This is a genomic window from Streptomyces sp. NBC_00370, assembly GCF_036084755.1.
Taxonomy (GTDB): domain Bacteria; phylum Actinomycetota; class Actinomycetes; order Streptomycetales; family Streptomycetaceae; genus Streptomyces.
Window position 1 is genome coordinate 1364685 of the sequence record NZ_CP107968.1, and the last position, 26112, is coordinate 1390796.

21 protein-coding genes are annotated in these 26112 nt (G+C 72.1%); 11 read left to right on the plus strand and 10 right to left on the minus strand.

All coding sequences use genetic code 11. From position 1 onward, the window contains the following. Window positions 1-345: 345 nt before the first annotated feature. From OHS57_RS05975 to OHS57_RS05995, 5 genes are all read left to right on the plus strand, one after another. A complete protein-coding gene (locus OHS57_RS05975) occupies window positions 346-3153 on the plus strand; it encodes an alpha-L-rhamnosidase (protein WP_328581266.1) in 2808 nt (935 codons plus the stop codon). Further along, window positions 3150-4457 carry an extracellular solute-binding protein gene (locus OHS57_RS05980; protein WP_041997818.1) on the plus strand — a complete coding sequence of 436 codons (1308 nt, stop codon included), beginning with the start codon at window positions 3150-3152 and terminating at the stop codon, window positions 4455-4457. Before OHS57_RS05975 ends, OHS57_RS05980 begins: the two co-directional genes overlap by 4 nt. A gap of 122 nt (window positions 4458-4579) precedes the next feature. Continuing rightward, window positions 4580-5428 (plus strand): carbohydrate ABC transporter permease, encoded by an 849-nt coding sequence (locus OHS57_RS05985; protein WP_041997816.1) that lies wholly within the window; start codon window positions 4580-4582, stop codon window positions 5426-5428. Beyond that, window positions 5425-6312, plus strand: coding sequence for a carbohydrate ABC transporter permease (locus tag OHS57_RS05990; RefSeq protein WP_328581267.1), 888 nt, complete (start codon window positions 5425-5427; stop codon window positions 6310-6312). Before OHS57_RS05985 ends, OHS57_RS05990 begins: the two co-directional genes overlap by 4 nt. Next, complete coding sequence (locus tag OHS57_RS05995; protein ID WP_328581268.1) at window positions 6296-10441, plus strand: glycosyl hydrolase; 4146 nt, start codon at window positions 6296-6298, stop codon at window positions 10439-10441. Before OHS57_RS05990 ends, OHS57_RS05995 begins: the two co-directional genes overlap by 17 nt. 4 nt (window positions 10442-10445) lie before the next feature. Here OHS57_RS05995 and OHS57_RS06000 read toward each other — a convergent pair whose 3' ends face one another. The 3 genes from OHS57_RS06000 to OHS57_RS06010 are packed head-to-tail and all read right to left on the minus strand — an operon-like array spanning window position 10446 to window position 13800. After that, a complete protein-coding gene (locus OHS57_RS06000; protein WP_328581269.1) occupies window positions 10446-11924 on the minus strand; it encodes an FGGY-family carbohydrate kinase in 1479 nt (492 codons plus the stop codon). Window positions 11925-11954: 30 nt separating this feature from the next. Continuing rightward, window positions 11955-12971 carry a 2-hydroxyacid dehydrogenase gene (locus tag OHS57_RS06005; RefSeq protein ID WP_328581270.1) on the minus strand — a complete coding sequence of 339 codons (1017 nt, stop codon included), beginning with the start codon at window positions 12969-12971 and terminating at the stop codon, window positions 11955-11957. A 43-nt stretch (window positions 12972-13014) separates the two neighbouring features. Next, complete coding sequence (locus OHS57_RS06010) at window positions 13015-13800, minus strand: DeoR/GlpR family DNA-binding transcription regulator (RefSeq protein WP_041997810.1); 786 nt, start codon at window positions 13798-13800, stop codon at window positions 13015-13017. 266 nt (window positions 13801-14066) lie between these two features. On the opposite strand from OHS57_RS06010, the gene OHS57_RS06015 reads away from it, so the two are divergent. Further along, window positions 14067-15605, plus strand: a complete 1539-nt coding sequence (locus tag OHS57_RS06015) for an FGGY-family carbohydrate kinase (RefSeq protein ID WP_328581271.1) — start codon at window positions 14067-14069, stop codon at window positions 15603-15605. Next, a complete protein-coding gene (locus OHS57_RS06020; protein WP_041997806.1) occupies window positions 15602-16216 on the plus strand; it encodes a histidine phosphatase family protein in 615 nt (204 codons plus the stop codon). Before OHS57_RS06015 ends, OHS57_RS06020 begins: the two co-directional genes overlap by 4 nt. A gap of 15 nt (window positions 16217-16231) precedes the next feature. Here the strand turns inward: OHS57_RS06020 and OHS57_RS06025 are convergent, their stop codons facing one another. The 3 genes from OHS57_RS06025 to OHS57_RS06035 form a co-directional block, all read right to left on the minus strand. Further along, entirely contained in the window at window positions 16232-17419 is a 1188-nt protein-coding gene (locus OHS57_RS06025; RefSeq protein WP_328581272.1) for a GDSL-type esterase/lipase family protein, read from the minus strand. A 90-nt stretch (window positions 17420-17509) separates the two neighbouring features. Continuing rightward, window positions 17510-18355 carry an ATP-grasp domain-containing protein gene (locus tag OHS57_RS06030; protein WP_328581273.1) on the minus strand — a complete coding sequence of 282 codons (846 nt, stop codon included), beginning with the start codon at window positions 18353-18355 and terminating at the stop codon, window positions 17510-17512. Beyond that, window positions 18352-19260, minus strand: coding sequence for an ATP-grasp domain-containing protein (locus tag OHS57_RS06035; protein WP_041997802.1), 909 nt, complete (start codon window positions 19258-19260; stop codon window positions 18352-18354). Before OHS57_RS06035 ends, OHS57_RS06030 begins: the two co-directional genes overlap by 4 nt. 310 nt (window positions 19261-19570) lie before the next feature. On the opposite strand from OHS57_RS06035, the gene OHS57_RS06040 reads away from it, so the two are divergent. Both OHS57_RS06040 and lnt read left to right on the plus strand, forming a co-directional pair. After that, window positions 19571-20011: a nuclear transport factor 2 family protein gene (locus OHS57_RS06040; RefSeq protein ID WP_198533448.1), complete on the plus strand. Its 441-nt coding sequence runs from the start codon at window positions 19571-19573 to the stop codon at window positions 20009-20011. 116 nt (window positions 20012-20127) lie between these two features. Beyond that, entirely contained in the window at window positions 20128-21774 is a 1647-nt protein-coding gene (gene lnt, locus OHS57_RS06045; RefSeq protein WP_328581274.1) for an apolipoprotein N-acyltransferase, read from the plus strand. On the opposite strand, the gene OHS57_RS06050 is transcribed toward lnt, so the two are convergent. Continuing rightward, window positions 21698-22603 carry a Gfo/Idh/MocA family protein gene (locus tag OHS57_RS06050; protein ID WP_041997798.1) on the minus strand — a complete coding sequence of 302 codons (906 nt, stop codon included), beginning with the start codon at window positions 22601-22603 and terminating at the stop codon, window positions 21698-21700. The two genes, lnt and OHS57_RS06050, sit on opposite strands and share 77 nt — an antisense overlap. A 186-nt stretch (window positions 22604-22789) precedes the next feature. On the opposite strand from OHS57_RS06050, the gene OHS57_RS06055 reads away from it, so the two are divergent. Next, window positions 22790-23311 (plus strand): DinB family protein, encoded by a 522-nt coding sequence (locus OHS57_RS06055; RefSeq protein WP_328581275.1) that lies wholly within the window; start codon window positions 22790-22792, stop codon window positions 23309-23311. 101 nt (window positions 23312-23412) lie between these two features. Continuing rightward, on the plus strand, window positions 23413-23901 hold the full coding sequence (locus OHS57_RS06060) for a hypothetical protein (protein ID WP_328581276.1): 489 nt from the start codon (window positions 23413-23415) through the stop codon (window positions 23899-23901). A gap of 20 nt (window positions 23902-23921) precedes the next feature. Here the strand turns inward: OHS57_RS06060 and OHS57_RS06065 are convergent, their stop codons facing one another. The 3 genes from OHS57_RS06065 to OHS57_RS06075 form a co-directional block, all read right to left on the minus strand. Further along, entirely contained in the window at window positions 23922-24380 is a 459-nt protein-coding gene (locus tag OHS57_RS06065) for a hypothetical protein (protein ID WP_041997793.1), read from the minus strand. A gap of 96 nt (window positions 24381-24476) precedes the next feature. Next, window positions 24477-25160, minus strand: a complete 684-nt coding sequence (gene ung, locus OHS57_RS06070) for a uracil-DNA glycosylase (RefSeq protein WP_328581277.1) — start codon at window positions 25158-25160, stop codon at window positions 24477-24479. A gap of 171 nt (window positions 25161-25331) precedes the next feature. Continuing rightward, the gene (locus OHS57_RS06075; protein WP_042000200.1) at window positions 25332-26105 is read right to left on the minus strand and encodes an SDR family oxidoreductase; all 774 of its coding nucleotides are present in this window, start codon (window positions 26103-26105) and stop codon (window positions 25332-25334) included. Window positions 26106-26112 lie beyond the last annotated feature (7 nt).

Here is a 26112-nt window from a genome sequence, read left to right on the forward strand (position 1 = left end):
GTACCCACTTCAGCCCCGCCTCCGACGACGGTCGGCCGGTCCCCCGCCCGGCGCGTCGAACATCGGTCGCGGGGCATTTTCACGTTTGATCGTGTTGTAATCACGCAGTGAATATCACGGACAAATCATCCGCCACAAGGGTCGTACCGCTGCGCCGCAAGGCCGGTCGAAGCGGCGCCCAGCGGGAGTTCCGGCACGATGAGGGGCAGCGAATCGGCGCTCCGCCACGACCCTTGACACTGCTCGCGGGGGGCTCATAGTCTCCACGCCACAGAATTGACGTTAGTTTTCACATTGAAGGATGATCATCTTCACGCCGGTCCGGTGCGAAGGGAGGACCTGCCTGTGTCCGCACTGCGGCCCTATGCCCTGCGGTGCGATCACCGCACCACCCCGCTCGGAATCGACGACTCCGCTCCGCTGCTCTCCTGGCGGCTCGCCTCCGACCGGCGCGGCGACGACCCCGTCGCGTACCGGGTACGGGTCGCCGAGCGGCCCGAGGCACTGGCGGACGGCGGGCAACCCCACTGGGACAGCGGCCGGGTCGATGACTCGTCGGCGATCGGCGCCGGGTACGCGGGCCCCGCCCTGCGGGCGCGCACCCGGTACCACTGGCGGGTCGAGGTCTGGTCGGCGTCGGACGGCGCCCCCGCGGACGCCGTGTCCTGGTTCGAGACGGGTCTCGCCATGCCGTCGGGCGCGGCGGGCCAGTCGGGCAAGTCCGTGTGGCGCGCCTCCTGGATCACCCACAACCCCGACCCGGTCGACGTGGTGGACGCGCCGACCGAGGGCGAGCGCGCCCTGGACGACCACGGTCTCGCCCCGTGCCCGCTGCTGCGCCGGGTCTTCTCCGGATCGGCCGTCTCACCGCTCGTCCTGGCCAGGCTCTATGTGAGCGCGCGCGGGCTGTACGAGGTACGGCTCAACGGCGCCCGGGTCGGTGACGCCGAACTCGCCCCGGGCTGGACCGACTACACCCGCCGGGTGCAGTACCAGACGTACGACGTGACCGACCTGGTCAGCCAGGGTGAGAACGTCCTGGCCGCGACGATCGCCGACGGCTGGTGGAGCGGGTTCGTCGGCTTCGAGCCGCGCAGGGCGGGCGCGCACTACGGCACGTTCCCGCAGTTCATCGCCGAACTCCAGCTGACCCACGCCGACGGCAGTGTCAGCACGGTCGTCACCGACGACAGCTGGGTCACGCACACCGGCGCGATCCGGCACGCCGATCTGCTGATGGGTGAGTGCCACGACCTGCGGCGCGCGGTCGACGGCTGGGAGCTGCCCGGCTTCGACGCGCGGGACTGGTCGCCCGCCCGGATCACCGACGCGGAGCACCGGCTGCTGGTGGCCTCGGTCGACGAGCCCGTACGCGCCATGGCCGAGGTACGGCCCGTCTCGGTCACCCGTGTCTCGCAGGACACGCACATCGTCGACTTCGGCCAGAATCTCGCCGGGCGGGTACGGCTCGGTGTGGACGGACTCGCCGCCGGCGCCCGGGTGGTCGTCCGGCACGCCGAGGTGCTGGACGAGAACCAGCGCCTGTACACCGCCAATCTGCGCACGGCCGCCGCGACGGACGTACTGATCGGTGACGGCCGCCGGCACATCGACTTCGAGCCGAAGTTCACCTACCACGGCTTCCGTTACGCGGAGATCACCGGCGTACCGGCGCTGAGCGGCGACGACGTGGTGGCTGTCGCACTGCACAGCGACACCCCCTGGGCCGGTTCCTTCGACTGCTCGGATCCTGACATCCGCCGGCTCCACGCGTGTGTGGAGTGGGGGCAGCGCTCCAACTTCGTCAGTGTGCCGACCGACTGCCCGCAGCGTGACGAGCGGCTCGGCTGGCTGGCCGACGCGCAGGTCTTCCTTCCCACGGCCGCCCTCAACGCCGATGTGGCGGCCTTCTTCACCAAGTGGCTGCGCGACGTGGACGACGCCCGCACGCCCGAGGGCGGCTTCACGAACGTGGCACCGCGCCTCGCGGGTGTCGCCGACGAAGGGGCGCCGGGCTGGGGCGACGCCGGGGTGATCGTGCCGTGGCACCTCTACCGGACCTACGGTGACCCGCGGTTCCTCTCCCGCGCGCTGGACGGCATGCGCGGCTGGGTCGCCCTGATCCACCGGCACAACCCCGATCTGATCTGGCGCCACCGGGTGGGCCCGCACTTCTCCGACTGGCTCGCCCCCGGCACCCCCACCCCGCGCGAGGTCATCGCCACCGCCTACTTCGCGCACAGCGCCCGGCTCACGGCGCTGGCGGCCGACGCGCTGGGACGGCACGACGTGGCGGAGGCCCACCACCGGCTGGCCGCGGCGGTCAGGTCCGCGTTCGTCGAGCGCTTCGTCACCGTCGAAGGCCCGGAAGGCGGGGAATCCGAACGGCGGTTGCGGGTGGCCGGTGACACGCAGACCGGCTATCTGGTCTCGCTCGCCTTCGGCCTGCTGCCCGACCACCTCACCGAAGGCGCCGCGAAGCGCCTCGCCGAACTGGTCGAGGCGGCGGGACCCGCTCTGCAGACGGGATTCGTCGGTGTGGCGCTCGCGGCGCCCGTGCTCGACGCGTACGGGCGCGCCGATCTGGCCCACGCGCTGCTGCGCCGCACGGAAGTGCCGTCGTGGCTGTTCCCGCTGCGGCACGGTGCCACCACCATCTGGGAGCGGTGGGACGGCTGGACGCCCGACGGCGGCTTCCGGGCACCGGCGATGAACTCCTTCAACCACTACGCGCTCGGCTCCATCGGCGAATGGCTGTACCGAGGCGTCGCCGGTGTGGACCAGGCCGAGGACTCCGTCGCCTACCGGCGGCTGCGAGTACGGCCCGAGCCCGGCGCCCTCACCTACGCGAGCGCCCGCTACGAGTCGGCGCGCGGCACCGTGGCAGCCGGCTGGCGGCGCAGGGGCGACGGTCTCAGCCTGCGGGTGCAGGTACCGCCGGGTGCCACCGCTGACGTGTTCGTCCCCACCACCGATCCCGGCTCGGTGCGCGAAGCCGAAGCGGCGCCGGGCGACAGCGGCCACGCCGCCCTGATCGGTACGGGCCCCGGCCACGCCCACTACCGGGTGGCTTCGGGGGCCTACCACTTCACCGCGGCATTCTCTCCGGCGGAGCGACCGCCCGCCGGTCTCCATGAGGAGGACACACCATGAGCACGGGTTCCCGAAGTCTGCCCGGCCGGGGCACGGTGAGCCGCCGGGGGTTCCTCCGCGTCGGCGGCGGGGTCGTGGCCGCCACCGCGCTCCCTTCGGTCCTCACGGCGTGTTCGGGGTCGAGCGGCGGATCGGGCAAGGTACGTATCGTCGGTGTCGCCGACGAACAGAAGCCGATCACCGACCTGCTCGCCGTCTACCGCAAGAGCCACCCGGACACCGCGTTCAGCACCTCCTTCGCACCGACCGACCAGGTGCAGACGGTGGTGCGGACCCAGCTCGCCGGCGGCAACGCCCCTGATGTGCATGTGCTCTACCCGGGCAGTGGCAGCGCGATGTCCATGGTCGAGCTGGCCAAGGCGGGGCTGCTGGCCGACCTCGACGACCAGGCGTGGACGAAGACCATCCCGAAGGGCTTCGACGCCGCGTACCGCAGGGACGGCAAGACCTATCTGTACTCGGCCGGCAGCAGCACCATCGGCGCCATCTACAACAAGAAGGTGTTCGCCGACGCCGGTGTCGAGCCGCCCAAGACCTGGTCCGAACTGCTCGAAGTCTGCGGCAAGTTGAAGGCCAAGGGCGTGGTGCCGATCGCACTGGGCGCACAGACCCCGTGGGTCACCCAGCTGATCACCTACGCACTGGTGCCCAACGCGGTCTACGCCGAGAACGCCACGTTCGACGACGACATGGCGGCAGGGCGCGCCAAGTTCGCCGACTCGGGCTGGGCCGACGCCATGGGCAAGTACCAGAACCTGCAGAAGCGCGGCTTCTTCAACGACAACCCCAACGGCACCACGTACGAGCAGCAGACCTCGATGGTCGCCACGGGCAAGGCGGCCATGGCCGTGCAGGTGTCGTCCGTGCTGACCAACTTCCGGCAGGCCGCGAAGACCCCGGACGACATCAGCATGTTCCCGTTGCCCGGCGGGGACGACCCGGCGAAGCTGTGGATCCCGGCGGGTGTCGTGGTCGGTCTCGGGGTGTCGGCGCGGGCCAAGAACGCCGCCAAGGGCAGGCAGTTCATCGAATTCCTCGGCAAGCAGGAGAATCTCAACGCCTGGGCGACGGCGGTCTCGGCCATCCCGTTCACCCGGGACTCCACCACCCAACTGGACCCGGCGCTCAAGGAGTTCCTGCCCATCATCGACGACAACCGCGCCGTCCCCTTCATGGACCAGCGCTGGCCCAACGCCGAGGTGCAGCCGGCCCACTTCGCCGCCGTACAGGACCTGCTCGCCGGCAAGACCGATGTGAAGGGCGCACTGGGCGAGATGGACAAGGCCTACGGGAAGCAGTCGTGAAAGAACCTCGTACCGCGGGACCCGAGCCCCGGACCGCCAAGCCCCGGCCCCGTACCGTACCCCTCCGGCTCCGTTTCGCCGGACCCCGGCCCGGCCGCCGTGACCCCACCGTTCCGCCGTGGATGTTCGTCGTTCCGGCGCTCGTCGTGTACGCGATCGTCGTCCTGTACCCGAGCATCGCCGGTGTGGTCTACGCGTTCACCGACTGGTCCGGCATCGGATCGTTCTCGTTCGTGGGCCTCGCCAACTTCCACACCCTGCTCGGTGACGACCGCGCCATCCAGTCCGTCACCAACACCCTGCTGCTGACCGTCGCCGTCGTCGTCGTGCAGAACGGCATCGGGCTGCTGCTGGCGCTCGGCGTGAACGCCAACATCAAGTCCAGGGCGCTGCTGCGGGTGATCTTCTTCGCGCCCGCCGTGGTCAGCCCGGTGATGGTGGCGTTCCTCTGGAAGTACGTCTACAACCCCGACAACGGCGCGGGGCTCAACGGCATTCTCGGCGCCGTCGGTCTGGGCAGTCTGCGCCAGGACTGGCTGGGCAACCCGTCGCTCGCGCTGTGGTCCGTGGCGGCGATGGTCGTGTGGCAGTACGCCGGCTACTCGATGGTGATCTTCCTGGCCGGTCTGCAGGGCGTGCCCGCCGAACTCCACGAGGCGGCGCGGATCGACGGCGCCGGCACCTGGCAGCGGTTCCGCTACGTCACCTGGCCGCTGCTGGCACCGGCACTGACCATCAACCTGATGCTGTCCACGATCGGCGGCCTGAAGCTCTTCGACCAGGTGTACGCGGCGACCAACGGCGGCCCCGGCACATCGAGCGAGACGCTGTCGACCGTGCTCTACAAGGAAGCGTTCGTGTACGGGAAGTTCGGCTACAGCACGGCTGTGGCGCTGGTCCTCGCGCTGTTCGTGGCCGCCGTCTCCCTGATCCAACTCCGTTATCTGCGTGCCCGGGAGGTCACCGCGTGAGTACCTTCACGGCCGGCGGGGTCAACACCGGCGCCGAGCGGCCCGTCACGGCACGCCGCAAGCGACGGCCCGGGTACGGGCGTTACGCCCTCGAACTGGTGATGATCGCGGCCGCCGTCGTCTTCCTGTTCCCGGTGTACGCCCTGCTCACGCTGGCGCTCAAGTCCCCGTCGCAGATCGCCGACTCACCCCTGTCGCCGCCGACCTCACCCACCTTCGACAACTTCGGCAACGCCTGGTCGTCCGCGTCCCTCGGGTCGGCCCTGGTGAACAGCGCGGTCATCACCGCCGTCAGTCTGCTGCTGCTCATCGTGGTCGGCTCGACCGGCGCCTACTACCTGGCGCGGTGTGTCCGGGGCCTCGGCTACGGGCTGTACGTCCTGTTCCTGCTGGGGATCGTCCTGCCGTTCCAGCTCGGCATGATCCCGCTGTACAGACTGGTCGACGACCTCGGCTGGCTCGGCACCTACCAGGGCATGATCCTGTTCTACACCGGCATCCAACTGCCGTTCACCGTCTTCCTCTACACCGGATTCATCCGGGCGCTGCCGGCGGACTACGCGCAGGCGGCGCTGATCGACGGGTGCAACCACCGGCAGGCGTTCACCCGGATCGTCTTCCCGCTGCTGCGGCCGATCACCGGCACCGTGATCATTCTGAACGCGGTCTTCATCTGGAACGACTTCTTCACCCCGCTGCTGTACCTGGGCGGCTCCGGCAAGGAGACCGTGCCGGTGGGGATCTTCTCATTCGTCGGGCAGTACGTCTCCGACTACGGTCTGGTCTTCGCGGGTCTGGCGCTCGCCGCGCTGCCGATCCTCGTCATCTTCCTGTTCCTCCAGCGTTTCGTGATCAAGGGGTTCGCAGGTGGGCTCAAGGGCTGACGGCCTCCCGGGAGAGATAGCCGCGATCCTCGCCGCACCGCCGAGGGCCTTCTCGCCCACCGCCATCTGGTGGTGGAGCGGGGAGCGCCTGGACCGGGCGCGGCTGCGGGCGCAGCTCGAACGGTTCGCCGAGGGCGGGGTGTTCAACCTCGTCATCCTCAATCTGGCGCCGTCAGGACCCCTGTTCGGCTCCGACGCGGACGACCCGCCGTTCATGAGCGACGCCTGGTGGGCGCTGCTCGACGGGGTGTGCCAGGACGCGGCCGAGCTGGGCGTGTTCCTCTGGTTCTACGACCAGTTGGGCTTCTCGGGCGCCGATCTGCAGGCCCGCCTCGTGGACGAGCGGCCGCAGTACGCGGGCCGCCGGCTGGAGCGGGTGCGTGCGGTCGTGGACGGTGCCGGTGAGCTGAGCTGCCCGCCCGAGGGGCAGCCGGTCGGCGGTCACGCGGAACCCCTCGACCAGGCGGGGCGGGTCACGGGGCCGCCCGTCGCCGTCGCCGTCGACGGGCGGACCGTACGGCCGCCGGGCCCGGGGCGCTGGCGGCTGACGCTCCATCACCATGTGCCTCTGGGCTTCGACTACCTCGGCGCGGAGGCGTGCGCCGCGCTTCTCGACCGGGTGCACGGCGCCTTCGAGCGGCATCTCGGCGACCGGCTCGGGACCGTCGTCGTCGGCTCGTTCCAGGACGAACTGCCGTCCCTGCCCACCTGGTCGGCCGGGTTCGCCGCCGACTTCCTGCGGCTGCGCGGCTACGACCTCGTGCCGTACCTCGACGCGCTGTACGACGGCAGCGCCGGGGCGGGACCGGACACCGGCCGGATACGCCACGACTACCAGCTGACCCGGGCGGAGCTGGCCGAGGAGGCGTTCTTCCGGCCGCTCGCGGGGTGGCACGAGCGGCACGGGCTGCTCGTCGGCTGCGACCAGCAGGACCCGGCACGCGCCGGACACCCGGTCGGCGGCGTCGAGTTGTACGCGGACTACGCCAGGACCCACCGCTGGTTCTCGGCCCCCGGCTCGGACCACCACGGCGACGCCCGTATCCACTCCTCGCTGGCGCATCTGTACGGCGGCCGGCGCACCTGGATCGAGGCGTTCCACTCCACCGGGTGGGGCGGGACCCTGGAGGAGACGTTCGACTGGCTGCTGCCGTGGCTGCGCGCGGGAGCGACCCTCTACAACCCGCACGCGGTGTACGCGACGACCAAGGGCGGTTGGTGGGAGTGGGCGCCGCCGGGCACCGACTGGCGGCAGCCGTACTGGCGCCACCACCGGGTCTTCGCCGACGCGGTGACGCGGCTGTGCGCGATCCTGAGCCTCGGCCGCCATCTGTGCGAGGTCGCGGTGCTGCTGCCCACCACGACGGCGCAGGCCGGCACGGCTCTCGACGGTGTGTCGGCGGCAGCGGCCCGCGCCCAGGCGGTGTATCTGGAACTCGTCGGTGACATGACCTGGTTCCACACCAGGCCCGGGGTGCTCGACCAGCTCGGCCATGACGCCGACGTGATCGACGACGCCTCACTGGCGCGGGCGGCGGTGCGCGACGGAGGCGCCGACGGGACCCGGCTCTGTGTCGCCGATGAGCGCTACGCGACGGTGCTGCTGCCCGCGTGCACGGTCCTTGAGGCGCACACCGTGCGGCGGTTGGTGGAGTTCGCTTCGGCGGGCGGGCGTCTCGTCGCGCTGGGGGCCGTACCCGAGGAGATCGTGGGCACGGACGCCGACGCTGATTCCGTCACGCTTGCGGCGCTGCGGGCCTGCTTCGCCGACGGCCGCGCCGTGTTCGTACTCACGGCGCAGGAGCTGGCGGGTGTGCTGTCCGATGTGCTTCCCGGGCAGCGCCCGGCCGTCGAGGCGACGGTGCCCGTGCTCGCCCGCCGGGTGGGGGACGCCACCGTGGTGTTCCTGACGGCGGGCGCGCCGCGCGCGACCCGGGCGGCCGTCGCCGCGCCCGACGAGCGGGGTGCCGCGCTCGGCTGGCTCGACGCGCGCTACGACTTCGACCCCGGCCGCTACGCGCGCACCGCGCGGGTGCGGGTACGCGGCGTGGCGGGACCCGCCGTACTGCTGGACCCGTTCGGCGGTGCGCCCCGCCCCCTGCCGGTCGGGGACGCCGCGGACGAACCGGGGTGCCGCGAGGTCGATGTGCCCTTCGACGCGGGTCCCGCCGCTGTGCTGGTGTTCCCCGCCGGTTCCGATGACCCGCCGGGTCCGGAGGCCGTCGGGTCCGCCGGCGCGGACGGCTCTGTGGTGATCCCCGCCGAGGCGGACTGGGACATGTGTCTCGTGCCGACGGCGGACAACACCTGGGGCGACTTCGACCGTCCCGCTGCCGTGGTGCGGGACGGTCAGGTCCACACCGAGCTGCGTACGTTCCGGCACCGGGCGGAAGGCCCCGGCGACGACGGCGTACGCGACGGGTGGGCGGTGTCGGGGGGCACCGCCCCTCCGGCCAAGGAACAACAGCCCCTCGTGCACGCCACGTTCGGACCGCACGCCGTGCTGCGTGACGCGGACGGGGAGACAGTCAGGGTGCTGGAGTGGTCCAACTCCCTTGGCATCCACAAGGATCCGGTGCACCGTCCCGTCCTGGGCCCCAAGGGCCATGTGCCGGAGGAGTTCATCCACATCGGCCCGACACCGGCCGGGACGACCGTACGGGTGGCGGTCGAACTGCTCCTGTCCGAGGCCTTCGAGGGACATCTCGCGATCGGCGCCGCGGCGGCGAAGTCCGCCCGTCTCGCCGGGCAGCCGGTCGGCCTGGACGACGGCGGACATCTCGCCCTGGGAACAGTCCAGTTGGGTGCCGGCCGTCAGCTGCTGGAGCTGGAGCTGACACCCGACCAGGACGTCGAGCTGCGCGCCCATGTGGCGCTCGTCCGCGATCCGGACCGCTACCGGCGGCCCGAGTGGATATCGGCCGGGGCAGGTCCCGATACCGCACGCGTCGGTACGACCCTGACACTGACCGGGACGCCGACCCGCGCCGTGGTTCAAGTGGCCGCCCGTGGGCGGTGCGTGCTGTGGGTCAATGGTCACGTGGTCGGCAGACAGGGCGGGTTCGACCCGTACGCCGAACACGCCGTACCGCGCGTGCGCCGGCACGACATCACCGGCGCTCTCCGGGCGGGCGACAACGAGATAGCGGTGGAGAGCACGGGCGGCGATCCCGCCGTCCTCGTGGACGCGATCTGCCACGACGGCGAGGCGGCCGTCGTCGCGACCGCCCACAGCGACGCCACCTGGTGGGCGGAGCGCGACGGCGAACGGGTGCCGGTGGCGGTACGCCGCGAGCCGGTGGGCGATCCGGCGGCGCTGTATCTGCGCCGCAGACCGCACCCGCTGCCCGGGGCCGCCTGGCTGGACCCTGACGCTGACGACGGCACGGTGGTCCCTGTCGGCTTCGCCGTGCCGGGCGCCCGGCCGTCGGTGGAGTGGCTGTGGTTCGAACTGCCGCCCGGCGCACGACGGTTGACGGTGCAGCTGCACGGCAGGGGCACGGTGTACGTGGACGGTGTGGCACGCGGCACGACGGCGGACGCGGACGGCACACTGACCGCCGACCTGGCGGAGGGCGGCGCCGCCACCGGCGTACGGTCGGCCGCCCTGCGGGTGGAGCCGCACCCGGGCCATGAGGGCGGGGCGGCCCTCGCGGGGCCGGTGCGCTGTGAGGTCGGCCCGGGGCGGATCAGGACCGGTGACTGGGAGGCCAACGGCCTCGCCGAGTACAGCGGCGGGATCCGCTACAGCCGGGTCGTGCGGCTCCCGGCCGACGCGGCGGACGGCCGGGTCTCCCTCGACCTCGGCCGGGTACGCGGGACGGCCGAGGTGTCGGTCGGCGGTGTCGCCGCAGGCGTACGCGTCTGCTCGCCGTACGTCTTCGACCTGACCGGGCTGACGACGCCGGGACCGAACACCGTCGAGGTCACCGTGTTCGGCACGCTCGCGCCCCGGCTGGACGCGTCGAGCCCCACGCACTTCGTCTTCCCCGGCCAGCGGGTCACCGGCCTGCTGGGGCCCGTACGGCTGCTCACCGGCACGGTCGTACCGTCCCCGGCCACCCGGCTGCTGCCGTACCAGCGGCCCGCTCCGCCGCTACCGGCGCAGACCGAGCGGAGCACGGACTGACCGGTCAGGACGGGCCGCTCCCCCGCCCGCTGCCCCGGGTGTCGGCGGGGCCGTGCCAGCGTTCACGCGCGCTCGCGACCCGGAACAGATAGTCGACGTACGCCTCGTCGTAGAACGTGACACCGGCCGGATCGGGGTCGACGACCGCTTCGGGGGCGGTCCACTCCGCGATGTCCAACTGCTGTCCCAGTGTGTCGCCGTGGGCGGCGACGGCGGCCAGCACCGCGCCGCGCGCGCCGGGTTCGGGACCACGGGCGACGCGCAGCGGACGGCCCAGTACGTCGGCGAACAGCCGTAGCCAGGCGGGGTTGCGGGCGCCGCCGCCGCAGACCGCCAACTGGCCCGTCAGACCTGCCGCTTCCAGACAGTGCCGGGCCGCGAAGGCGATGGCCTCGCACATGGCGCGGACCAGGTCGGCGCGGGTGGCCCGCAGATCGAGTCCGGTGAACTCGGCGCGCGCCATGGGGTCGACGAACGGCGAGCGTTCGCCGGACGGGGACAGATAGGGCAGCGCCGCCACGCCGCGCGCGCCGCGCGGTGACGCGTCGAGCAGTTCGGAGAGCTGGTCGTGGGTCGTGCCGGTGAGGCCGAGCACCCAGTCGAGCGCGACCGTGCCGGTCATCGCTGGCAGGGCCCGCATGTGGCGGTCGGCCCTGGCCGTGGCGAGATGGAAGCCGACCGGGTCGTCGTCGAGGGCGACGCGTTCCACGACGACCTGGCAGGCCAGGGTCGTCCCGACGGTGAGCAGCCCGTCCCCCGGCTCGGTCACGCCCGCGCCCGTGGCGCAGGCCGGCAGGTCGTAGGGGCCCGAGGTGACGGGGGTGCCTCGGGTCAGTCCCTCGATGTGCTCACGCGCCTCCCCGTAGGGCAGGGTCGCGGCGATGGGCGGCAGCAGCCCCGCGCGGTGTTCGATGCCGAGGGCGGCGAGCGCTTCGGGCGCGTAGGTGCGGGTGCGCGGGTCGAGGAAGGGCACCGACGCGTCGGAGAGGTCGGTGCCGCGCTCGCCGGTGAGCCGCAGATGGATGACGTCCTTGCAGCAGGCGGCGGTCGTGGCGGCGTCGAGGGACGCGGGTTCGTTGCGGTCGAGCCAGGCCAGCAGCGGCCCCGCCGAGCCGGGGAACAGCACGTTGCCGGTCCGCCGGTAGAGCCGGTCGGCCGTACCGTCCGCCATCCAGTCGGCCACCAGGCCGCCGGCCCTGCCGTCCATCCAGGACATGGCGGGACGTACGGCCCGGCCTTCGGCGTCGACCAGCCACAGTCCGTCGCCCTGTCCGGTGACGGCGACCAGCGCGGGGGCCTGCCCTTCGGTGACCGCGGCGATGACGCCGGTGGCGGCACGCACCACCTCCTCGACGTCCTGCTCGACGTTCTCGCCGTGCCCGCCGAGCGAGATCGGCGTCGATTCGACGCGCAGGGTCGTGCCGTCATCGGCGAAGGCCGCCGCCTTGGCGACCGAGGTTCCCATGTCCAGTCCGACGAACACCGTGCGTTCCTTCCCTCGGCTGAAAGACCTTCAGATGACGCGGTGTGCCAGCGGCTCACCGCGCAGGAACCTGCCCACCTCCGCGGCGGCGATCCGGGCCGCGTTGTGCGCGACGGACGTGTTGGCGCCCGCCAGATGGGGCGTCATGACCAGCCGGGGAGCGCTGCGCAGCCGGGAGTCGGGCAGCGGGGGCTCCACCGCGAAGACGTCGAGTCCGGCAGCGGCGAGCCGACCCGACTCCAGAGCGTCGCACAGGGCTTCCTCGTCCAGCAGCGCGCCGCGCGCACAGTTCACGACGACCGCGCCCTCGGGCAGCAGCGCCAGTTCGCGGGCGCCGAGCAGACCGCGGGTCTCCGGCGTCAGCCGCGCGTGCAGCGACACCACGTCGGAGCCGCGCAGCAGGTCGTCCAGGTCGGCGACGGGCTCGCCCGACTCCCGCAGCGTCGCCGGGTCGGCGTACGGGTCGTAGAGCCGTACCCGCGCGCCGAGCGCGGTCAGGGCGCGCGCCACCCTGCTGCCGACGGCCCCGCAGCCGACCAGCCCGACGCTCGCGCCGTCGAGGCCCGGGCCGCAGTTGTCGTACGTGTAGAACTCGCCGGCCCACCGGCCCGCGGCGAGCGCCGCGGACGTCTCGGGGATGCGGCGCATCGCAGCGAGCATCAGTCCGACCGTGTACTCGGCGGTGGCCGCCGCGTTGCGCCCCGGTGTGTTGCAGACCTGGACGCCGTGTTCCTTCGCCGCTTCGAGGTTGACGTTGACGGGGCCGCCCCTGCCGATGACGACCAGCCGCAAATCGGGAGCGCCGTCGAGGATCTTCCTGGTCAGCGGGGCCATTTGGGTGACACACACCTCCACCCCGCGCAGCGCGGTGAGCATGGTGTCCTCGTCCCCCGACGCCTCGTCGACCTCGGCCACAGGCCCGAAGGGGGTCAGCGGCCACGGCAGCCGGAGTTCTTCGACGGAGTGACCGGTACCGATCTCGGCCGTCAGCTCCCTGGTGAGCAGATCGGGGGCGACGAAATGGTCGCCCGCAGCGAGGATTCTCATGGGCGAGGTCTCCTTCGGGTGCTCAGGTCGGAGCGGTGTCGTATCAGGTCGGGGCGGTCTCGTAGGGGACGCCGGTCTCTTCGAGGGAGCGCAGGACGTCGGGCGGGGTCCGGTCGTCGACCAATATGAGGTCGAAGGTGGAGAGCGGGGCCAGCCGGTGCAGCGCGGTGCGGCCCAGCTTGGAGTGGTCGATCATCAGCACGTTGCGGCCCGCCGCCTTCAGCATCGCCCGTTTGACCGCGACGATCCGCTGCTCCTGGTGGAAGGCGTAGTCCCCGAGGACGGACGAGGTGGAGACGAAGCACAGATCGACCCGCAGCGCCTCGACGGCCTCCACGCACGGCACGCCGAGGAAGGAGTCGTGCAGCCGGTCGTAGTCGCCGCCGAGCGCCATCAGATGCAGTCCGCGCTCGTCGGCGAGCAGGTTGAGGGCTTCGAGGAAGTTGGTGACCACGGTCAGCGGTTCGATGGCGGGCAGCAGCCTGGCCAGTTCCAGCGCGGTCGTCGAGTCGTCGATCATGACGGACATGCCGGGTTCGATCAGGGTCGCCGCCTTGGCGGCGATGGCCTCCTTCTCGGCCACCATCGTCTTCTTGCGGAAGGCGACGTTGCTCTCGAACACACCGGACGGCTGGACCGTGACACCACCGCGGAACTTGCGCAGGATGCCTTCGCGCTCCAGCTCGTCGATGTCCCGGTAGATGGTCATCAGACTCACACCGAACCGCTCGGCCAGATCGGCCGCCGAGACCGACCCCTCGGCCAGCACATGGTCCGAGAGCTCGCGACGGCGCTGCGAGGGCCCATGGCGGTTCTTGTCCTGTGACATTCCTCGGTCCTGTTCCCATCCGACGGGCCGACAATAACATTCTGTGCTGTGGATATAACATTCACGGCTGAGGTAGCGTTCGGCAGTGTTCACCACGCGCGGTGGTCCGGTCAACCCGCCGAGTGGCACCACGAGCGGCCTCTCAGCAGGTGGGAGTGGCGGTACCGACGCGTCGGGGCCCGGCGGGTGGGCCGCCGCCCAGACGTGTGGTCGCGGTGTGAAAAGCGTCCAGGAACGACCGAACGACGACGAGAGGACGGGATCGCGTGCCGGACACACCCGACCAGGAGCTGTGGCTGGGGATCGACCTCGGGACGCAGAGCGTACGTGCCCTCGCCGTGACCGGTCAGGGCCGGGTGCTCGGCCGTGGCTCAGCCCCGCTCACCGGCGTCAGGGACGGCGACCGGCACGAACAGCTTCCGTCGGACTGGTGGGACGGTGTCGGCGCGGCGGTCCGCGAGACGCTGCGCCCGCTCGGCTCCGCGCGGGTGCGGGGCCTCGCGGTGTGCGCCACGTCCGGCACGGTCCTGCTCACCGACTCCGCCGGCGCACCGCTGACACCGGCGCTGATGTACGACGACAGCAGGGCGGCCGCCGAGGCGCGGTACGCGCAGGAGACTGGCGCCGAGGTGTGGCGCTCGCTCGGCTACCGCATCCAGCCGAGCTGGGCCCTGGCGAAGATCCTGTGGCTGACCCGCCACGGGAACAGCGGCCAGGGGGACGGCGATGCGGCCGCGCTGCGCGGCGCCCGGGTCTGTCATCAGGCTGACTACGTCACGGCCCGGCTCGTCGGACGGCCGGTGCCCGCCGACTCCAGCCATGCCCTGAAGACCGGCTACGACCTGCACGGCCGTCGCTGGCCACGCGAGGTCCACGAGCAACTGGGCCTGTCCGAGCTGGACTTCCCGCACGTGGTGGCGCCCGGCACGGTGCTCGGCACGGTCTGCGCCAAGGCCGCGGCCGTGACGGGGCTCGCCGAGGGGACCCCCGTGGTCGCCGGGATGACGGACGGCTGCGCGGCCCAACTCGGTTCCGGAGCCTGGGACGTCGGCCAGTGGAACACCGTCCTCGGCACGACGCTCGTCATCAAGGGCGTCACGGAGAGCCCGCTCGCCGACCCGGCCGGGGTGCTTTACAACCACCGCTCGGCGGACGGCAACTGGCTGCCGGGCGGCGCTTCGAGCGTCGGCGCGGGCGCGCTGACCCGGGCGTTCCCCGGCGCCGACCTGGCGCGGCTGGACCGTGCTGCCGCCTCCTACGAACCGGCGAGCGTGCTCTCGTACCCCCTGGTGTCGCGGGGCGAGCGCTTCCCGTTCCTGGCCCCGGACGCCGAGGCCTTCACCCTGGGCACCCCGAAGGACGACGGGGACCTGCACGCTTCGCTGTTGCAGGGCGTGGCGTTCGTGGAACGGCTGTGTCTGGCGTACGTACAGCTCCTCGGCGCCCGGATCGAGGGGCCGGTCGCCTTCACCGGCGGTGCGACGCGCAGCGCGTACTGGAACCAGCTGCGCGCCGATGTACTGGGCCGTCCGGCCACCGTCCCGGAACAGGCCGACTCGGCGCTCGGCATGGCCGTACTCGCCGCCCACGGCGTCACGTCCACGCAGAGCGCGACAACGGGCCCGGCGCGTTCGGCGCCGCCGCTGTCCGCGCTGCGGCCGATGGTGCGCGTCCGTACGACACTTGAGCCGCGGGCCGAGGTGAGCCGGCGGTTCGACGAGCCCTTCGCGGCGCTCGTGGACACCTGGGAAGAACGCGGCTGGCTCCCGGCGGAGACGGCCGCCTACGCACGGGAGCACGGATGACGACCGCCACCACGACCCTGTTCCTCACCCGGCACGGCGAGACCTTGTGGCACGAGGAGAACCGCTACACCGGGGTCAGCGACATCGGGCTGACCCCGCTCGGCCTGGCCCAGGCGGAGTCGCTCGGCTCGTGGGCGGTCGGGGCCCGGCTCGACGCGATCGTGACGTCCCCGCTGTCGCGCGCCCGGCGTACCGCCGAGCCCGCCGCACGCACGACGGGTCTCGTCCCCGTCGTCGAACCGGAGCTGGTGGAGCTGGACTTCGGGATCGCCGAGGGCAGGACCCTCGGCGAACTTGAGGCGTCCCACCCGCAGGAGGTGGCCGCGTTCCTCAAGGATCCGGCCGCGTATCCGTTGCCGGCCGGCGAGGATCCGATGGCTGCCGCGGCACGCGGCGCCGCCGCGCTGCTGCGGCTGGCCGACGGACGGCTGGGGACACGTGTGCTGGCCGTCGCGCACAACACCCTGTACCGGCTGGTGCTGTGCCGGCTGCTGGGCCTGCCGGAGAGCGAGTACCGCAGGATCTTCCCCGGGCTTCGTAACTGCGCGATCACCGAACTGCGCGTCACGCGGGGGCAGGTGTCCCTGATGGCGTACAACGTGCCGACATAGGCGCCGCCCGCACCGTCAGAAGTCCACCGCGTCGGCGATGGCCTGGAGGCCCTTCTCGTTGGGATGCAGATGGTCGCCGCTGTCGAGGTCGGTGCGGTAGCGCGTGGGGTGCGCCGGGTCGTGGGTCGCGGTGTCCTGGTCGACGACTCCGTCGCAGCCGCTGTCGGCGCCGCGGATGAAGGCGTTGACGGTGGCCCGCTTGGTCTCCAGATCGGCGTTCCACCCGTTCGTGCCCTCCACCGGCGTGAGCGTGGAGCAGAGGAACGTGATGCCGCGCGCGTGCGCGCGGGAGATGAGCTGCTTCAGCCCGTCGATGAGCTGGTCGGAGCCCGGCGCTGCTGAGGTCAGGTCGTTGATGGGGTCGTCGGAGAAGATGACCCACCGCACCCCGGGCTGGTCGAGTACGTCCCGGTCGAAGCGGTTCAGCGCGCTCTGGCCCGCGCCGTCCTTGAGCAGTTGATTGCCGCTGATCCCCTGGTTGAGCACACCGACCGTGCGGCCCGACGCGTTGAGCTTCGATGCCAGGTCGTCGGGCCAGCGGCGGTTGCTGTTGGAGCCGGAGGCGACGCCGTCGGTGATGGAAGCGCCCAGGGCCACCACGGCGCCCTCCGCAGCCGGGTTCACCACGTCCACACCCGACAGGAAGTAGTAACTCCCCGTCGTACGGGCCCCGGTGAGGTCCGTGTCGCCGCTCACGTCGCCCGTGGCGACGTAGTTGTCCTGCAGGCCGGTCTGATGGGTCGTCGCCGGACCTGTGGTGGTGGGGAGATGGAGGCTGACCGCCAGATCGGTGCCCGCGCCCACACTGAAGGACAGCGGGTCGCTGACGGCGGAGGCACCGGGCGCGATGACCGTACCGCTCTGCCCGCCGAAGGTCAGCGCGTGGTCGCTCGACGGGACGACGGACGACCCCGAGGCCCGCTGTGCCACGTGTACGTCGTCGACGGTCAGCGGCCCGCTGCCGAAGGCATTCGACAGCCGGATCCGGACGGAGGTGCCGGAGATGCTGGTGTGCACGATCTGCCGCAGGGTCTGGTTGTCGAAGGTGTCACCGCTGCTCTGCGGCGACGCCGACCACGTACCGGTCCAGGTGTCGGCCGCCGGGCCAGCGACACCGGCCGAACCCGCCGAAGCGCTCTGCTGGGTGGCGAGCAGGGCGGCGACCGCCACACCGGCGGCCAGGGTCAGGTGGGCTCGTTTCACGGTGGTTCCCTCCGTCGACACGCAGCGGGCCGGGCGGCCGACTGGACGCCTGCCCAGTCGGCCGCTCATTGAACTCGCCTTGACAGAAGGTCACTTGACGGCAGCGTCCCCTGACGGGCGGGCGCTCGCCGAGCCGCCGCCCGCCGCCCGCAGCGTCAGCGCGGCCAGCGCCTCGGGCGCGCCCGCCTGGCCGCGTACGCCGGGGAAGGCGTTGATGTCGACGATCTGCGGCGCCCCGCCGCCGGTGTCGAGCACATCGACGCCGTACACCTCAAGGCCGAAGAGGGGCCCCACCGGGCGCGCCAGGTCGGCCCAGCCGTCGGGGAGTTCACCGGGCGCGAGCGGCAGCGTCGGGCCCGGACCGCCGTCCGTCTCGGCCAGTTCCGAGCGGCGCAGCGCGGCGAAAACCTGACCGTCGATGACCCACAGTTTGTGGTCCCAGCCGTCGTTGGCCGTGAACGGCTGCACCACGACCGGCTCGTCCGCCCATACGGCGCCGAGTTCGCGCAGCTGCCCCGCGTCGGCGGCACGGGCCACGAGATCGCCGCGTCTGCTGTGCCGGCTCTTGACGACCAGCGGGTACGGGAGCGCGGCCTCGGCGGCGAGTTGCCGCAGCGTCGGTACGGCCCTGGTGGCGACGAACGGCAGTCCGGCGCGCCGGGCGAGACCGGCCATCAGCACGCGGTCCTGGCACAGTTCGGTGGACGCGGCCGAGTTGAGCACGGGCACTCCGCGCTCCTCGAAGGACCGGGCGAGCGCGAGGGCGCGCGGCGAGCGGGACTTGAGCAGACAGACGTCGGCGAGCGTCGCGCCGGGGTCAGGTGCGACCGGCGCTGCCGGGTCGAGCCACGTCACCTGGTGATCCGGCGCCAGCAGCGCGGTGGTGGCGGCCAGCAGCGGATGGTCGGGGCGCGGGGTGATGAGACAGACCCTCATCTGTCCTCGCCGGCCGGCACGGCCATCTGGGCCGGTACCCGCAGCACCGCCGGCAGGGACGGGAGTGTGGTGGGCGTGGGGTCCGGCAACGCACGTCCCTCGCGGGCCAGTTCGAGGATGGCCCGGCCGACCCGGGCCGGTGCGTCCGGCACCTGGCGGAAGCTCGGGAAGTCGTTCACGTCGACCACCACGGGTCCTTCGGGCCCCAGCAGGATGTCCACGCCGTACAGGTCGAGTCCGTGGACCCGGCCCACGTCGGCGGCTATGCCGGCCACTTCACGGGAGAGCCGCACCCGGCGCTCGTGCTTCGGACGGTCGGGGTGGAGCGGTGAGCACCGCTCGGTCGCGAAGAACTCACCGCCGACGCAGTAGACCTTGAGGTCGACGCCGGAGTTCGGCACGTACGACTGGGCGATCAGCAGTCCCTCACCGGCCAGTTCGGCGCCGAGGTCGGCCAGCCGGTCGGCGGACGGTACGAGCCGCACGGCGCGCCCCGAGCTGCCGTCGGCGGGCTTGACGACCAGCGGGAACTCGGCGGCCGGTATCTCCGCCAGCGATTCCCACCGGGCGGCGGCGTAGGTCACGGGAACGGGCAGCCCCCGGTCGCGGCCGATCACCGACGCCAGCGCCTTGTCCCGTACGCCCCGGATGGACCGCGCGTCGTTGACGGTGGTGAGCCCGACAGCGGCCGCGGCCTCCAGCAGCGTCAGACCGGGCCCGCCGGACACGGTCTTGAGCACCCAGGCGTCGTGGCTGCCCGCCCGTACCGCCTCGGACACCGGCAGCAGCGAGCTGCCGGGGCGCAGTACGTCGACGCGGTGGCCCCAGGAGGTCAGTTGCCGGATCACCTCGACGGGCATGCCGTCGTGACGGTACTGCTCCTCCACCAGAAAGCAGAGTCTCATCGGCCTTCCCCGTAACCCAGGACGCCCGAGCGACCTGCCCGGCGACATGACACCTCGGAGGTCATGATCCACCTCTCCATTGCTCCGGACCCACCGGCCCCCCTGGCCACACGCTGGGTCTGAGGTGGTCAGCTCGCCTTCCATTCGTTGCGCGGACGATACCCCTTCAAGGAACAAGGCCTGGCACATGGTGAGTTGTGGGGCGTGGCGGGCCCCGGGCGGGCCGGTGGCGCGCATCGCCCCGCGGAGCCGCGCACACCCTCCGAGCAGGGCACTTGGCCTGGGGCGCGTACTGCCGGAGACTGAGCCAATGACGCAGCGCGTGGAACTGGCGACCGTGATGGACCGACTGGCCATCGATGAAGTGATCACCGGTTACGCGGTGGCGGTGGACGATGCCGAGTGGGCAGATTTCCGGGCCCTGTTCACGCCTGACGGACGCGCCGACTACACGTCGGCGGGCGGCGTCGAAGGGACGGCCGCCGAGGTGACCGACTGGCTGACCGGCGCGCTGGCGCCGTTCACCGTCCGGCAGCATCTGATCGCCAACCGGCGGCTGCGCATCCAGGATCTGGGCGGCTACCCGGGCGACCGCGCCGACCTGCGCGCGGACTACCTCAGCACGCTGCGCCAGGAGGGCGGCGAGGACCGTACGAGTGGTGGCCGCTTCGACTTCGGGCTGCTGCGTGGCGACGCGGGCTGGCGGCTGCACTCCGTGGTAGTCCAGGAGAGCTGGCGGCGCGTCAACTGATCACGCACCGGACCTGATCATCCCCCGGACCTGGTCACGGTCCGTGCCTCCGGCCGCTTCGTTCCCTCGCCCGAGGGAAGGAGACACCCCCCACGGGTTCGGCGAGGAGGCGCGGTATGCAGGTCCTGGCCGGACGGCATGACGGAGTCGAACAGCGGTCCGCCCCGCCGTGGCGGCGGGCCGCCGCAGCCGTGGCGGCCGGAGCACTGCCGGCGCTCGCCTTCCCCGCGCCCGCGCTGTGGTGGCTGGCCTATGTGGCCCTCGTCCCCTGGATGCTGCTGGTACGCGCGGCGCCCACGCCCCGCAGGGCGGCGCTCGACGGCTGGCTGGGCGGGACCGGGTTCATGATCGCCGTCCATCACTGGCTGATGCCGAGCCTGAATGTCTTCATCGTGGTGGTGGCGGCGCTGCTCGGGCTGTTCTGGGCGCCGTGGGGTGCGCTGGTGCGGGCGACGCTCGGCGGGACGCCTTCGCGTGCCCGTACGGCCGCCGCGCTGGCCGTGCTGCCTTCCGGCTGGCTGATGATCGAGCTGGCCAGGTCGTGGGAGGGTCTTGGCGGGCCGTGGGGTCTGCTCGGCGCCAGCCAGTGGCAGGTTCCTCCCGCGCTGCGGCTCGCCTCGGTCGGCGGTGTCTGGCTGCTGAGCCTGCTGGTCGTCGCGGTGAACACCGCCGTCACGATGCTGGTCGCGATGGCGGGCGCGCGGATCACGGCGACCGTGGGCATCGTGCTGTGCGTGACGACGGTCGGTTCGGCCTGGGCCTGGGCCCCTGCCCCCGAGCGGTCGGGCGTCGCGCGGATCGGGGTCGTCCAGACGGGCGGGATCGCCGCGGGCCCCGCCGCCGTCGAGAACCGCTTCACCCGCAGCGAGACACTGACCCGCAAGCTGACCGGTCAGGATCTCGACCTCGTCGTGTGGGGCGAGAGCAGCGTCGGCGCCGATCTCCGTACCCACCCCGGCTACGCGAAGCGGCTGGCCGCGCTGTCCCGTACGGTCGGCGCCGACGTGCTGGTCAACGTGGACGCGCGCAGCACGGACCCGGCGGGCCGCACCGGCATCTTCAAGCGCAGCGTCCTGGTGGGGCCCACGGGCCCGGCCGGCGACGCGTACGACAAGATGCGGCTCGTCCCCTTCGGTGAGTACATCCCCTTCCGCTCGGCCCTGAGCTGGGCGACCTCGGTGGGCAGGGCGGCGAGCGAGGACCGGGTGCGCGGGACGCGCCAGGTGGTCATGACCCTGCCGGGGCACCAGGGCGCCGACAGCACGGGCAGCGGCGCAACGGACGGCGCCGGGCTGCGGATCGGCCCGCTGATCTGCTTCGAGACGGCGTTCCCCGACATGAGCAGGCAGCTGGTCAGGGACGGGGCTCAGCTGATCGTCGCCCAGTCGTCGACCTCGTCGTTCCAGCACAGCTGGGCGCCCCAACAGCACGCCTCACTGGCCGCGCTGCGGGCCGCGGAGACCGGCCGGCCGATGGTGCACGCGACGCTGACCGGGATCAGCGCGGTCTTCGGCCCCGGGGGTGAACGCGTCGGTGAACCGCTCGGTACGGACCGGCGTACCGCCGCCGTGTACGACGTACCGTTGGCCGGCGGCACGACGCCGTACGTCAGGTTCGGCGACTGGGCGGTGTACGCGGCGCTGCTGGTCGTGCTCGCGTTCTGCGCGGCCGAGAGCGCGCGCTCGGTCAGGCGGTCCCGTCGAGCGCCGCTCGTACCACCCGCTCGCACAGCTCATGAGTCCGCAGGGCGTCCCGCGCGCTGAGCACCTTCCCCGCCCGTACGGCGTCGAGGAAGCCGAGGACGCACTGCTCGATACCGCGCTGGCGGGCCACGGGCACCCAGTCGCCGCGGCGGCGCAGCGACGGCTGGCCCTTGTGGTCGACGACGGTGGCGAGGTCGTGGACGGCCCGCTTGCTGTCCTGCCCGGACACTTCGAGGATCTCCTCGGTCGAGCCGTTCATCCGGTTCATCATGCCGATGGCGGTGAAGCCGTCGCCGGACAGCTGGAGCACGACGTGTTCGAGCAGCCCGTCCCTGACCCGCGTCCGGATGTCGGTGTGCTCGACGGGCCCGGGGAGAAGGAAGCGCAGCGTGTCGGCGACATGGATGAAGTCGTCGAGGACGAACAGGCGCGGGTCCTCAGGCAGCCCCACCCGGTTCTTCTGCAGCAGGATCAGCTCGCGCGGATGGTCGGCACACTGCACGTACGCGGGTGCCGTGCGGCGGTTGAAGCCGACGGCGAGGCTGACGCCACGCTCCTCGGCCAGCCGCACGACCCGCTCGGAGTCCTCGTAGGCGTACGCGATGGGCTTGTCGACGTAGGTCGGCACGCCCGCCTCGATCAGCCGGGTGGCGATGTCGGCGTGTGCGGCGGTCGGCGCGTGCACGAAGGCGGCGTCGAGGCCCTGGGCGAGCAGCGCTTCGAGGTCGGTGTGGCACTGCGCGGCGGGGATGCGGTGGGTCTCCGCCGTGCGGGTGAGGGTCGCGGGGGTACGGGTCTGCAGATGCAGCTCGACCCCGGGCAGTGCGGTGAGCACCGGCAGATACGCCTTCTGCGCGATGTCGCCGAGCCCGATGCAGCCGACCTTCACGGGGACCTCCTGTGCGTGCCGGGACGGTCACCCGGAACGATCGTTCGATTACTGATGTGCCGTCCCGGCAGCATACGTGCGCTGCGCCGACCGCCGGTCGGCGATCCCGGCGAAGCCGCGTGGCATACGGGGGCGCCGGCGGATAACCCGTGGCAGCGGCCACCTCCGGTGCGTGAGGATGGCGCCATGACGACATCCGAGCGCAGGGAACCCTCCACCGTCGCGGGCGAGCGCGAGATGCTGGACGGCTGGCTGGAGTACCACCGCGACACCCTGGCGTGGAAGTGCGCGGGTCTGGACGACAAACAGCTCAGGCAGGCCGCCGCCGTGCCGTCCGGGCTGACGCTGCTCGGTCTCGTGCGCCATATGGCGGAGGTCGAGCGGAGCTGGTTCCGCCGGGTGCTGGCGGACGAGGACGCGGGGCCGATCTACTACTCGGACGCCGACGAGGACGGCGATTTCCACGTCGGTGACGGCGACACCTGGACCGACGCGTACGCCGTCTGGCAGGCCGAGATCGCCCGCGCACGCGAGCTGGCGGCGGCGCGCTCCCTCGACGACCTGAGCGCGGGGCCGCGACGCGATTCGAGCACCGGCGAGCGGTTCAGCCTGCGCTGGATCTACACCCACATGATCGAGGAGTACGCCCGGCACAACGGCCACGCGGACCTCATCCGTGAGGCGATCGACGGAGTGACCGGCGACTGACCACGGCGCCCCGGCAACACCGCGCCCGGCCGTGTCACCCGTCCGGGCCAATCCAGTCCGTACGTCCGTCAAGGGCCCGCGCGACCAGCAGAGTTGTCCGGATGGACGGAACGAGAACAGCGACGCGAAGCACCGCCGCGATGCTGCTGCTGGGGATGACGATGACGGCGGTCTCGGGCTGCGTGTCGGTGACCGCGCGGCCTGCGGCCGTACCCGCGCCCCGGTCGGAGACGGACGGGCACCCTCACACCCGGGTGCAGCCGCAGATCGTGCAGCCCCCGGCGCGCGAGGCACTGGAGGCGGTGGCACCGGCGCCCACACCGTCGGGCCCGGCCCGACCGGCGGCACCTACCCCTCCGGCGGGCTCCGGAGGCGGCGCACCTCTCCCGGCCGCCCAGGCACCTCCTCGGCATCCGCCGGTCCACCCGCCGAAGCACCGGACGCCGGCGCCCTCCCCCGCGCCCCGGGCAGGCCCTGCGGGGCCGCCCGTACCGGCGGCCGGTTCGCAGCTGTGCGCGCTGGGCAAGGCGTACGGCCACTGGCCGGCAGGGAGCCCGCAGGCCCGCATCTGCGACCAGGCGTACGGCTGATCCCCCGTAACGCCGCTGCCCTACTCCCCCGCCAGGTCCAGCCGTCGCTCCAGCCGGTCGATGGCGGTCCGTACCCCCTCGTCGTGCCCGTCGCCCGACGGTCCGTCGCCCAGCGCGTCGGAGGCGGAGCGCGCCCGGTCCAGATGAACGCGCGCCGCCTCCGGCCGCTGGAGCTTCACGTAGTCGGCCGCGAGATTGAGATGCAGCGACGGGTAGAAGGCGCGCACGGCCGACGAGTCACCGCGCGCGGCCGTCAGCGCACGCAGGTCCCAGGCCAGCTCGTCACCGGGGTCGTCCTGGGTGTCGGCCATGTAGTGGGCGAGCGTGCAGCGGTGGAGCGCCTCGCCGGCCTCCCCGATCTCCGCCCAGATCGCCCCGAAGCGGTTGCGGGCCTCTTCGCGGTCACCGCCGTGGAGCAGCATGACCGCCTGCCCGATCCTGGTCATGACGGTGTCGTCCGACGCCTGCTGCTGCTCCATCGCTGCCGCCTCCGCTGTCCGCTGCCCGCGCCATCTACCCCGCCGTCCTCCTGACGCTAGCTCTCATGACGGACAATCGCCTTCAGGCTCGGCGGCTCAGCCGAGGTCCGGGATACGCCAGTCGATCGGCGCGTGGCCCTGCGCCGCCACCGCTTCGTCGATCTTGGTGAAGGGCCGGGACCCGAAGAACTTCTTCGCCGACAGGGGTGACGGGTGGGCGCCCTTCACCACCACGTGGCGCGTCTCGTCGATCAGCGGCAGCTTCTTCTGCGCGTACGCACCCCACAGGACGAAGACCGCGGGGTCGGGGCGCGCGTCGACGGCGCTGATCACCGCGTCCGTCACCTTCTCCCAGCCCTTGCCCTTGTGGGAGTTGGCCTCGCCCTCGCGGACCGTCAGTACGGCGTTGAGCAGGAGCACCCCCTGCGTGGCCCACGGCATCAGATAGCCGTTGTCCGGCACCGGGTGTCCCAGCTCCTCCTTCATCTCCTTGTAGATGTTGCGCAGCGACGGCGGAATCCGCACCCCCGGCCGGACGGAGAAGCACAGTCCGTGCCCCTGCCCCGCGCCGTGGTACGGGTCCTGGCCGAGCACGAGCACCTTGACCTGGTCGTAGGGGGTCGCGTCGAGCGCGGCGAACACCTCGTCGCGCGGCGGGTAGACCGGCCCGTTCGCCCGCTCCTCCTCGACGAATTCGGTGAGCTCCTTGAAGTAGGGCTTCTGCAGCTCGTCGCCGAGGACGCCGCGCCAGGACTCGGGCAGCATGTCGGTGTCGGTCACGTCAACAACCTCCGGTGGGTGATCACTTGTCCGGCACTGAACCTACCGGGGACCACTGACAACGCCCGCAGCGCGCGGGATGCCCCGCTCCGTCGGCGTGCGGCGACGGGGCGGGGCATCAGCGTTCTGCGGGCGCGCGGGCGGCGTCCTGCGGGCGGGCGGTGACGGGGGTCAGGCGACCCCGGCGTTGAGGAAGATCCCGCCGTCGACCACAAGCGTCTGTCCGGTGATCCAGTCGGACTGGTCCGAGGTGAGGAAGGCGGCGGCGCCGCCGATGTCCTCCGGCACCCCGAGCCTGCCCAGCGGGTACGCGGCGGCGGCCTCGGCCTCCCGGCCCTCGTACAGCGCCTGGGCGAACTTGGTCTTGACCACGGCGGGCGCGATGGCGTTCACCCGTACACCGGGGGCGAACTCGTGCGCCAGCTGGAGCGTCAGATTGACCATGGCGGCCTTGCTCATGCCGTAGGCGCCGATGAACGGGGAAGCCGAAACCCCGGCCACGGACGCGATGTTGACGATCGCGCCGCCGTTCTCCTTCTGCCAGGCCTTCCAGGTCAGCTGCGCGAAGCCGAGCGCCGAGACGACGTTGATCTCGAAGACCTTCCGGGCCACGTTGAGATCGAGTTCGGCCATCGGCCCGAAGACCGGGTTGGTTCCCGCGTTGTTGACGAGGAAGTCGACGCGGCCGAAGGCCTCCATCGTGCGCTCGACGGCGATCGCCTGGTGTGCCTCGTCGTGCGCCTTGCCCGCGACACCGATGACCCGGTCGGAGCCGAGCCGTTCGACGGCTTCCTTGAGCGCGTCCTCGTTGCGCCCGGTGATGCACACCCGGTCCCCCCGGGCGACGAGCGCCTCGGCGACCCCGTACCCGATGCCGCGGCTGGCGCCGGTGATCAGGGCGGCCTTTCCGCTCTCCGGCGCGCGGCCCTGTGTCTGCTCTGCCATGTCCGTC

Excerpts from the sequence above, each read along its gene's own strand:
- OHS57_RS05980 (WP_041997818.1), top strand. The coding sequence starts at position 3,150 with ATGAGCACGGGTTCCCGAAGTCTGCCCGGCCGGGGCACGGTGAGCCGC.
- OHS57_RS05985 (WP_041997816.1), top strand. The coding sequence starts at position 4,580 with ATGTTCGTCGTTCCGGCGCTCGTCGTGTACGCGATCGTCGTCCTGTAC.
- OHS57_RS06005 (WP_328581270.1), bottom strand. The coding sequence starts at position 12,971 with ATGAGAATCCTCGCTGCGGGCGACCATTTCGTCGCCCCCGATCTGCTC.
- OHS57_RS06010 (WP_041997810.1), bottom strand. The coding sequence starts at position 13,800 with ATGTCACAGGACAAGAACCGCCATGGGCCCTCGCAGCGCCGTCGCGAG.
- OHS57_RS06020 (WP_041997806.1), top strand. The coding sequence starts at position 15,602 with ATGACGACCGCCACCACGACCCTGTTCCTCACCCGGCACGGCGAGACC.
- OHS57_RS06030 (WP_328581273.1), bottom strand. The coding sequence starts at position 18,355 with ATGAGGGTCTGTCTCATCACCCCGCGCCCCGACCATCCGCTGCTGGCC.
- OHS57_RS06035 (WP_041997802.1), bottom strand. The coding sequence starts at position 19,260 with ATGAGACTCTGCTTTCTGGTGGAGGAGCAGTACCGTCACGACGGCATG.
- OHS57_RS06040 (WP_198533448.1), top strand. The coding sequence starts at position 19,571 with ATGACGCAGCGCGTGGAACTGGCGACCGTGATGGACCGACTGGCCATC.
- lnt (WP_328581274.1), top strand. The coding sequence starts at position 20,128 with ATGCAGGTCCTGGCCGGACGGCATGACGGAGTCGAACAGCGGTCCGCC.
- OHS57_RS06055 (WP_328581275.1), top strand. The coding sequence starts at position 22,790 with ATGACGACATCCGAGCGCAGGGAACCCTCCACCGTCGCGGGCGAGCGC.
- OHS57_RS06060 (WP_328581276.1), top strand. The coding sequence starts at position 23,413 with ATGGACGGAACGAGAACAGCGACGCGAAGCACCGCCGCGATGCTGCTG.
- OHS57_RS06065 (WP_041997793.1), bottom strand. The coding sequence starts at position 24,380 with ATGGAGCAGCAGCAGGCGTCGGACGACACCGTCATGACCAGGATCGGG.
- OHS57_RS06075 (WP_042000200.1), bottom strand. The coding sequence starts at position 26,105 with ATGGCAGAGCAGACACAGGGCCGCGCGCCGGAGAGCGGAAAGGCCGCC.